This window comes from Veillonella sp. oral taxon 780 str. F0422, from assembly GCF_000221605.1.
In the GTDB taxonomy this organism is placed as follows: Bacteria; Bacillota; Negativicutes; order Veillonellales; family Veillonellaceae; genus F0422.
The window spans coordinates 1-488 of sequence record NZ_AFUJ01000017.1 but is presented as its reverse complement, the minus strand read 5'-3'; the positions used below and the strand labels follow the sequence as shown (position 1 = coordinate 488).

The 488-nt window shown below is 34.4% G+C and carries 1 protein-coding gene; it reads right to left on the bottom strand.

Annotated features, from left to right (window positions below):
- On the bottom strand, positions 1 to 276 hold a 276-nt coding region (locus HMPREF9200_RS02555), incomplete at its 3' end, for a class I tRNA ligase family protein (RefSeq protein WP_009353243.1).
- Positions 277 to 488 lie beyond the last annotated feature (212 nt).

Genomic DNA, 488 nt, shown 5'->3' with positions numbered 1-488 from the left:
TTTAATAGCTGCATTTTCCGCAGGCATACCAAATGCATCCCACCCCATTGGATGTAATACATTAAATCCACGCATTTTTTTGAAACGTGCCACTACATCACCAATCGAATAGTTACGCACATGTCCCATATGTAAGTTACCAGATGGGTATGGGAACATTTCTAACACATAATATTTTTCTTTACTTGGGTCATACTCTGTTTTAAATACCCCAGACTCTTCCCAATATGTTTGCCATTTTTTTTCAATGTCTTGTGCCACGTATTTTTCGTACATGCTATGCCTCCTCAATTGTATGTATTAATACTCCTAAGTATACTCCAAATCTTAGTCTTTAGGCAAAGACTTTTTTTCTTTTGTAACCTTTACAACACCTGTTTCATCAGAGTGTTTATGAGGTTTCTTAAACTTTAACACAATTTCTTTACCGTCTTTAGAAATCTTTGTCACTTCTGAAGTATCTGTATGTTTAGATTTTTTCTTCTTAT